The 7,108-nt window shown below is 67.8% G+C and carries 9 protein-coding genes and 1 pseudogene; 7 read left to right on the top strand and 3 right to left on the bottom strand.

From position 1 onward, the window contains the following. The first annotated feature begins 17 nt into the window (after nucleotides 1-17). The 5 genes and pseudogenes from AC2VOU_RS12760 (at nucleotide 18) to glgC (ending at nucleotide 3,446) form a co-directional block, all read left to right on the top strand. Nucleotides 18-905 carry a glucosyl-3-phosphoglycerate synthase gene (locus AC2VOU_RS12760; RefSeq protein WP_486957708.1) on the top strand — a complete coding sequence of 296 codons (888 nt, stop codon included), beginning with the start codon at nucleotides 18-20 and terminating at the stop codon, nucleotides 903-905. Continuing rightward, on the top strand, nucleotides 902-1,234 hold the full coding sequence (locus AC2VOU_RS12755; protein ID WP_486957706.1) for a DivIVA domain-containing protein: 333 nt from the start codon (nucleotides 902-904) through the stop codon (nucleotides 1,232-1,234). Before AC2VOU_RS12760 ends, AC2VOU_RS12755 begins: the two co-directional genes overlap by 4 nt. A gap of 2 nt (nucleotides 1,235-1,236) precedes the next feature. Next, nucleotides 1,237-1,839 (top strand): annotated as a pseudogene (locus tag AC2VOU_RS12750) (DNA-3-methyladenine glycosylase I); the annotation flags it as partial. A gap of 133 nt (nucleotides 1,840-1,972) precedes the next feature. Next, the gene (locus AC2VOU_RS12745) at nucleotides 1,973-2,140 is read left to right on the top strand and encodes a DUF3117 domain-containing protein (protein WP_149440684.1); all 168 of its coding nucleotides are present in this window, start codon (nucleotides 1,973-1,975) and stop codon (nucleotides 2,138-2,140) included. A gap of 91 nt (nucleotides 2,141-2,231) precedes the next feature. Then, nucleotides 2,232-3,446 carry a glucose-1-phosphate adenylyltransferase gene (glgC, locus tag AC2VOU_RS12740; protein ID WP_486957705.1) on the top strand — a complete coding sequence of 405 codons (1,215 nt, stop codon included), beginning with the start codon at nucleotides 2,232-2,234 and terminating at the stop codon, nucleotides 3,444-3,446. Nucleotides 3,447-3,455: 9 nt separating this feature from the next. Here the strand turns inward: glgC and AC2VOU_RS12735 are convergent, their stop codons facing one another. The 3 genes from AC2VOU_RS12735 to AC2VOU_RS12725 all read right to left on the bottom strand — a co-directional run bounded on the left by AC2VOU_RS12735 (nucleotide 3,456) and on the right by AC2VOU_RS12725 (nucleotide 5,529). Beyond that, nucleotides 3,456-4,130 carry a methyltransferase family protein gene (locus AC2VOU_RS12735; protein WP_486957704.1) on the bottom strand — a complete coding sequence of 225 codons (675 nt, stop codon included), beginning with the start codon at nucleotides 4,128-4,130 and terminating at the stop codon, nucleotides 3,456-3,458. Further along, nucleotides 4,127-4,756 carry a TetR/AcrR family transcriptional regulator gene (locus AC2VOU_RS12730; RefSeq protein WP_486957703.1) on the bottom strand — a complete coding sequence of 210 codons (630 nt, stop codon included), beginning with the start codon at nucleotides 4,754-4,756 and terminating at the stop codon, nucleotides 4,127-4,129. The genes AC2VOU_RS12735 and AC2VOU_RS12730 overlap by 4 nt, the downstream gene beginning before the upstream one ends. Nucleotides 4,757-4,935: 179 nt before the next feature. After that, entirely contained in the window at nucleotides 4,936-5,529 is a 594-nt protein-coding gene (locus tag AC2VOU_RS12725; protein WP_486957707.1) for a recombinase family protein, read from the bottom strand. A 300-nt stretch (nucleotides 5,530-5,829) separates the two neighbouring features. Between AC2VOU_RS12725 and AC2VOU_RS12720 the strand changes: the two genes are divergently transcribed. After that, nucleotides 5,830-6,078: a hypothetical protein gene (locus AC2VOU_RS12720; protein WP_486957702.1), complete on the top strand. Its 249-nt coding sequence runs from the start codon at nucleotides 5,830-5,832 to the stop codon at nucleotides 6,076-6,078. Between the two features lie 24 nt (nucleotides 6,079-6,102). After that, on the top strand, nucleotides 6,103-6,981 hold the full coding sequence (locus AC2VOU_RS12715) for an alpha/beta hydrolase (RefSeq protein ID WP_486957701.1): 879 nt from the start codon (nucleotides 6,103-6,105) through the stop codon (nucleotides 6,979-6,981). Nucleotides 6,982-7,108 lie beyond the last annotated feature (127 nt).

The following is a 7,108-nucleotide window of genomic DNA, read 5'->3' as shown; positions in this document are numbered from 1 at the left end:
ATTGGACGGTCGCCGGGCTGCTCGCCACCAAGGCCAAGTCCGGGCGGACCGTCTCGGTGGTGCTGCCGGCGCTGAACGAGCAGGCCACCATCGGCTCGGTCGTCGACAGCATCACCCCGCTGGTCGGCTCGCTGGTCGACGAACTGATCGTGCTCGACTCGGGCTCTACCGACGACACCGAGATCCGCTCCATCGCGGCCGGCGCCCGGGTGGTCAGCCGGGAGCAGGCGGTGCCGGAGATCGCCCCGCAGCCCGGCAAAGGCGAGGCGCTGTGGCGCTCGCTCGCCGCGACGAGCGGCGACATCGTCGTCTTCGTTGACTCCGATCTGATCGACCCGGACCCGATGTTCGTCCCCAGGCTGGTCGGCCCACTGCTCACCGGCGACGGAATCCATCTGGTGAAGGGCTTCTACCGTCGGCCGCTCAAGGTGGGCGGGGTCGAAGACGCCGACGGTGGTGGGCGGGTCACCGAGTTGGTGGCCCGGCCGCTGCTGGCCGCGTTGCGCCCGGAGCTGGGCGGGGTGCTGCAGCCACTCGGCGGCGAGTACGCGGGCAGCCGCGAGCTGCTGACCTCGGTACCGTTCGCGCCCGGGTACGGGGTGGAGGTCGGCCTGCTGATCGACAGCTACGACCGGCTGGGACTGGACGCGATCGCCCAGGTCAACCTGGGGGTCCGGGCGCACCGCAACCGCCCGCTGACCGAGCTGAGCGTGATGAGCCGACAGGTGATCGCCACCCTGCTGTCCCGCTGCGGCATCCCGGATTCCGGGGTGGGGCTCACCCAGTTCCTGCCCGACGGCCCCGACGGTATGGACTACCTGCCGCAGACCGCGCCGTTGTCACTGGTCGACCGCCCGCCGATGAGCATCCTGCGACAGCGGTATGAGGCAGGATCGACGACGTGACATTGGTGTTGCTGTATCTGCTGGTGCTGATCCTGGTCGCGGCGCTGCTGTTCGGGGTGGGCAGCCTGATCTTCGACCGGGGGGAGCAGCTCCCGCCGCTGCCGCGCGGGACCACGGCCACGATGCTGCCGGTCTCCGGTGTTACCGGCGCCGACGTCGACGCGGTCAAGTTCGCCCAGGTGCTGCGCGGGTACAAGACCAGCGAGGTGGACTGGGTGCTCAATCGGTTGGGCCAGGAGCTCGACCTGCTCCGCGGCGAACTCGCCGCCGCGCAGGCGCTTCGCCCCGGCGGCGATCCGGTCAGGTGGCCCGGCCCGGGCGCGCGCTGACCGTGGCCGCGGCGCCGCCGGACGACGGCCGGGTCCGCTGCGGCTGGGCCGACGCCTACCGGGGCGATGGGTCCCAGCTCTACCGGGAGTATCACGACCGCGAGTGGGGCCGGCCGGTGTACGACCGGACCGCGCTGTTCGAGCGGATCAGCCTGGAGGCGTTCCAAAGCGGGCTGTCCTGGCTGGTGATCCTGCGGAAGCGGGCGGACTTCCGGCGGGCGTTCGCCGGCTTCGACATCGAGACCGTCGCCGGCTACACCGAGGCCGACGTGGCCCGGCTGCTGGCCGACCCGGGGATCGTGCGTAACCGGGCCAAGATCGAGGCGACGATCGGCAATGCCCGAGCGGCCGCCGACCTGGCCGCCACCGACCTGTCCGAGCTGCTCTGGTCGTTCGCGCCACCGCCGCGGCCGCGCCCGGTGGCGATGTCGGACGTCCCGGCCGCCAGCGTCGAATCGGCCGCGATGGCGCGGGAACTGAAGCGCCGTGGCTTCCGGTTCGTCGGCCCGACCACGGCGTACGCGCTGATGCAGGCCACCGGCATGGTCGATGACCACCTGCGGGCCTGTTGGGTGCCGCCGGCGGCGCGCCGACACCACCCGGGGCCGGGCCGTGTGCGCGCCGCGGTGCCGATAGGGGAGAATGGACCGGAATCGGCAGTCCAACGCCGGACGCCGCGGTGGGTCTCCGGCGGCCCAGACCCGCTCACGGCCAGCGTGACTATGGAGGGAGCATTCGATGGCGGCGATGAAGCCCCGGACCGGTGATGGACCCCTGGAAGCGACCAAGGAAGGGCGCGGCATCGTGATGCGGGTCCCACTGGAGGGTGGCGGCCGGCTCGTCGTCGAGTTGACTCCCGCCGAGGCGGCCGCGCTCGGCGACGAACTCAAGAACGTCACCAGCTGAGTTCGCCGGCCGCCTCGGCGTGAGACCGTCCCCTGGGGAGCCAGCCCCGGCAAACCTGGCAGGGGACTGTCAGGGCCGATAGGTTTAGGCCATGAGGGAAACGCCGCACGTGCTGGGCATCGTGCTGGCCGGTGGAGAGGGCAAACGGCTGCACCCGCTCACCGCGGACCGGGCCAAGCCGGCGGTTCCCTTCGGCGGCGCCTACCGGCTGATCGACTTCGTGCTGTCCAACCTGGTCAACGCGCGCTACCTGCGGATCTGCGTGCTGACCCAGTACAAGTCGCACTCGCTGGACCGGCATATCAGCCAGAACTGGCGGCTCTCCGGTCTGGCCGGTGAGTACATCACCCCGGTCCCGGCCCAGCAGCGCCTCGGTCCGCGCTGGTACACCGGCTCCGCCGACGCGATCTACCAGTCGCTGAACCTGATCTTCGACGAGGACCCGGACTACATCGTGGTGTTCGGCGCCGACCACGTCTACCGGATGGATCCCGAGCAGATGGTGCGGTTTCACATCGACGCCGGGGCCGGGGCGACGGTGGCCGGGGTGCGGGTGCCGCGCGCGGCCGCGAAATCGTTCGGCTGCATCGACGCCGACGAGTCCGGCCGGATCCGCAACTTCGTCGAGAAACCGACGAAGCCGCCCGGCATCCCGGACGACCCGGACACCACCTACGTCTCGATGGGCAACTACGTCTTCACCACCAAGGTGCTGGTCGACTCGATCCGCGCCGACGCCGACGACGACCACTCCGACCACGACATGGGCAGCGACATCATGCCGCGGCTGGTGACCGACGGGCTGGCCGCGGTCTACGACTTCTCCGCCAACGAGGTGCCCGGCGCCACCGACCGCGACCGCGGCTACTGGCGCGACGTCGGCACCCTGGACGCCTTCTACGACGCCCACATGGACCTGGTGTCGGCGCGCCCGATCTTCAACCTGTACAACCGGCGCTGGCCGATCCACGGCGCCACCGAGAACCTGGCGCCGGCCAAGTTCGTCAACGGCGGCTCCGCCCAGGAGTCGGTGGTCGGCGCCGGCAGCGTCGTCTCGGCGGGCTCGGTGCGCAACTCGGTGCTGAGCTCGAATGTGTTGGTCGACGACGGCGCGATCGTCGAGGACAGCGTGATCATGCCCGGCACCCGGGTGGGCCGCGGCGCGGTGGTCCGACACGCGATCCTGGACAAGAACGTCGTCGTCGGGCCCGGCGAGATGATCGGGGTGGACCTGGAGAAGGACCGGGAGCGGTTCGCGATCAGCGCCGGCGGCGTCATCGCGGTGGGCAAAGGCGTCTGGATCTGACGGCGCGGCTCACCACAGGCCGGGCAGCAGCCGGTAGCGCACCCGCTGGGTGTACTCGGCGTACCCGGCCAGCTGCTGGGTGAGCAGCTTCTCCTCGTCGAGGATCCGGACCGCCAGCACCGCCAGGCTGGGCAGCAGAAAGACCAGCCCCCAGTAGGAGCCCAGCGCCAGCGGCACGCCCACCAGCAGCGGGACGGTCGCGGCGTACATCGGGTGGCGCACCAGACCGTACAGGCCGGTCGAGACCATCCGCTGGCCGTCCTCGACGACGACGTTGGCCGCCGCGTACCCGTTCTGGACGACCACCGCCATGGTGCCGACCAGCCCGGTCGCCACCAGCGCGTCGCCGAGCAGGCAGATCGGCGTCGGCACCGGCGACCAACCGAACCGATGGTCGAGCGCGCTCGCCGCGATCATCGCCAGAAACAAGACGAACACCAGCGAACTGACGATCTTCTGCACCGGCCGGGTCTCCGCGAACGGTCCGGCGCGCATCCGCCGGCGGATCGCGGCCGGGTTGGTCCGAAGCAGGTGGACACTGGGAAACCAGGTCGCCAGGGCGAAGACGAGCAGGAACACCCAGCCCTGCCAGTAGTGCAGAGTTCCGGCCGGGACGAACACCAGTGCCACGAAGAGCGCCAGGCCCAGCACGGACGAGACCACCGATCTGCCGACGATGCTCATGGCTGCCTCCGTTCTGCGTCCGCGACGAACGCGTCGTACATGGTGTCCTCCGTCAGCAGGCCCTCGGTGAACACCTCCAGGGCCGGCAGCGTCATCTCGTCGGCGTAGTCGCGCAGCACCGCGCGCAGGTCGGTCGGGTTCTGGTGCAGCTGCAGGTACAGCAGGAAACCGCCGCCGCCGGTGATGGCCAGGTAGCGAGCCCGGGCCTTCGGGTCGCGGCTGGGTTTGACCGCGCCGGCCCTCATGCCTTCGGCGAGATACCGCTCGGTGTTGTCGATCATGGTGCGCCACAATGTCTTCGACAGCTCGCCGGAGGACTGCAGGCTGCGCACCAGGTAGGCCATCAGCGGGGCGTACGTCTCGATCTCGGCCAGCTGCGCGAGCCAGGACGCCGGATTGGTGGACCGGATCGCGTCGGTCTTCTGCTGGCGGATCTGCTCCGCGACGTACTCGTCGCAGGCGCTGCGCAGCCCCTGCTTGGAGCCGAAGTGGTGGATCACCAGGGCCGGACTCACCCCGGCGGCCTCGGCGATGGCCCGCACGGCGACGCCGAAGCCGTGCCGGCCGAACTGGTCGATGGCCGCGTCACGGATCCGGGCGCAGGCCGTCACGTCGGCTGAACGCATGTTCAATATGTTAAACATCCGTTCAGCCGATCGTCAAGCGTTCCGGTCGCTGCCCGGTCGCTCGGAAAATATGCATTTGATATGCGTCGGTGCGCGCGACCCGTCAGGCGGCGAACGGGCCGCCTAACGTCGGGTCCCCTTAGTAACGGACCGGATCTGGTCCCTGGCGCGGCAGTTGCTCAACCTCGACGAGCCCGCGCCGGTTTCGGCGCGCCGGCCCGCTGTACGGCTCGGTAGACGGTGGAGCGAGCGACCGAAAACAGCTCAGCGAGCTCGGTGCTGGTGTGCTTTCCGGCTCGCCACAGCTCGACGAGGTGTGCCTCCTGAGCGGGTTTGAGCTTGGGTTGCTTGCCACGCAGCCGACCTTTGGCCTTGGCGACCTTCATGCCCTCCCGTGTCCGCATTCTGATCAGGTCCGATTCAAACTCGGCAATCATTGCGAGGACGTTGAACAGTAGCCGCCCGACCGGGTCGGTCGGGTCGTGCAGTGAGCCGCCGATGTTCAGCTTGACCCCGGCGGTGGTGAGTTCCTCGACGATGTTGCGGGCATCGGTCAGGGAGCGTGCCAGCCGATCCAGTTTGGTTACCACCAGAGTGTCGCCTGAACGGCATGCGGCCAGCGCCTCGCGCAGTCCGGGACGAGCTCGGTTGGTACCAGTCAGACCGTGGTCGACGTAGATCCGATTCGGCTTCACGCCCAGCGCGGTCAGCGCATCGCGTTGGGCGGTGAGATCCTGCGCGTCGGTCGAGCAGCGGGCGTAACCGACCAGCATTCGGGCCACCAAACGACTGTACCGGTAAAGCCACCATCACCGGGCATTATTGCGGGCGGGTCTTGTGGGATTACGCAGGTCCTGACGCAGCAGGGTTTTCGAGGCGTATGGGTTGCTACCGGGGTTGTCCCGTAGCAGGTTCGGCCTACGGGCAGCTGATCGAAACATTGATCGTCATGACATAACGGGTGGCAGTTCTTGGACCATAGACGTCCGATGTCACAAAGCGGGCCCGTGGGCCTTGCAGTAGTGCGATGATCAGCCCATGGATCGCTACCGTCGGGGTGACCTCGTCTTCTTGTGCAGCACAACCTCAGCGTCATCTACGAAAGCTTGCCGAGCCGAGTATTCAGCGAAAACGGACTCGACTTCGAGACCTGGTACCCACTGGCGCGGCGCTTGCCGGGCATGGCGCGGTTCATGCTCACCCACCGTCACGAGCGCGAACGGCAGCGTCGCGTCCTGGACACCGTGCGGGAAGGCTTCGACGTTCGCTGCGGACCACTGGCGGCTAGCGGATCGCCAGCCCCCCAGGCGCCAGGACGATGATGTTGCTAGCTGAAAGGCCGACCCATGGATCGGACTGATGTCTCATTCCTATCAGTCGGCATACGTTGCGCGGGTTGGCTTTACCGGCCGGCCAATACCGATGACAACATTCCCTGTGTGGTGATGGCCCACGGCTTCGGACTTACACGCGCTGATGGCCTGGCCCGTTACGCCGAAGCGCTGGCGCGAGCCGGAGCCGCTGTACTGGTTTATGATCATCGCTACCTTGGCGATTCTGAAGGTGAACCGCGGCAACGGGTCCGCATGTCTGAGCAACTTGACGACCGCCTGGCGGCGATCGCATTTGCGCGCACACTTGACGGGATTGACCCCGACAGATTCATCTTGTGGGGCTACTCGCTGAGCGGCGGGACCGCGATCGAGGCTGCCGCTGCAGATGAGCGCATCGCTGGGGTCATTCTGCTCTGCCCCTTCGCTGACGGCCGGTGGCGGTTCAACTACGGCATGAGAACCCAGCCACGCAATGCACTGTGGCTGATGGGCCAGGCGATCAGGGATGCAATGATTCCGGTGTCAGCGCCGCCGGGCAGCCGCGGGGGACTGACCTTCCCCGGCGAGTTCGACGGTTTCCGCTCACTTGTCGCGCCTGGTCGGCGCAACGAAGTGCGCGCCGGCATAGTGTTACCTTTGCCATTCTGGCGGCCCGTTGCTCACGCGCGGAAGCTGAAGTGCCCGGTGCTGATTCAGGCTGGGCGACGCGACATTTCGGTATCCGCAAAGGCTATCGACCAGATCGCCCAACACGCACCTCAGGCAATGCTGAAACGCTACGACGTTGATCACTTCCAGCCGTTCTACGGCGACCATCCAGCGCAAATCATCACCGACCAAGCGGACTGGTTGAGGGCCACCATTTCAGCACTTGCTGAGCGCAAGAAGTGAATCGATTCCGTTCGACGGGGTCGGCTGAGCGCAAACATTCAGCTGCGGGTTTGACCTGGGGGCAGGGCTCCGGCGTTGTTGACTAGCAGGCCTGTGAGCTGGGAATTTTGGGGTTTAGTAGGTCGAG

This window comes from Mycobacterium sp. TH-M25 (assembly GCF_057473665.1).
Note: the sequence above shows the minus strand (reverse complement) of the source record. Positions and strands in the feature narration are given on the sequence as shown.

What these genes read in the sequence shown, in the direction of transcription:
- AC2VOU_RS12735 (WP_486957704.1), bottom strand. Translation starts at nt 4,130, where the DNA reads ATGAGCATCGTCGGCAGATCGGTGGTCTCGTCCGTGCTGGGCCTGGCG.
- AC2VOU_RS12725 (WP_486957707.1), bottom strand. Translation starts at nt 5,529, where the DNA reads ATGCTGGTCGGTTACGCCCGCTGCTCGACCGACGCGCAGGATCTCACC.
- AC2VOU_RS12715 (WP_486957701.1), top strand. Translation starts at nt 6,103, where the DNA reads ATGGATCGGACTGATGTCTCATTCCTATCAGTCGGCATACGTTGCGCG.
- AC2VOU_RS12730 (WP_486957703.1), bottom strand. Translation starts at nt 4,756, where the DNA reads ATGCGTTCAGCCGACGTGACGGCCTGCGCCCGGATCCGTGACGCGGCC.
- glgC (WP_486957705.1), top strand. Translation starts at nt 2,232, where the DNA reads ATGAGGGAAACGCCGCACGTGCTGGGCATCGTGCTGGCCGGTGGAGAG.
- AC2VOU_RS12745 (WP_149440684.1), top strand. Translation starts at nt 1,973, where the DNA reads ATGGCGGCGATGAAGCCCCGGACCGGTGATGGACCCCTGGAAGCGACC.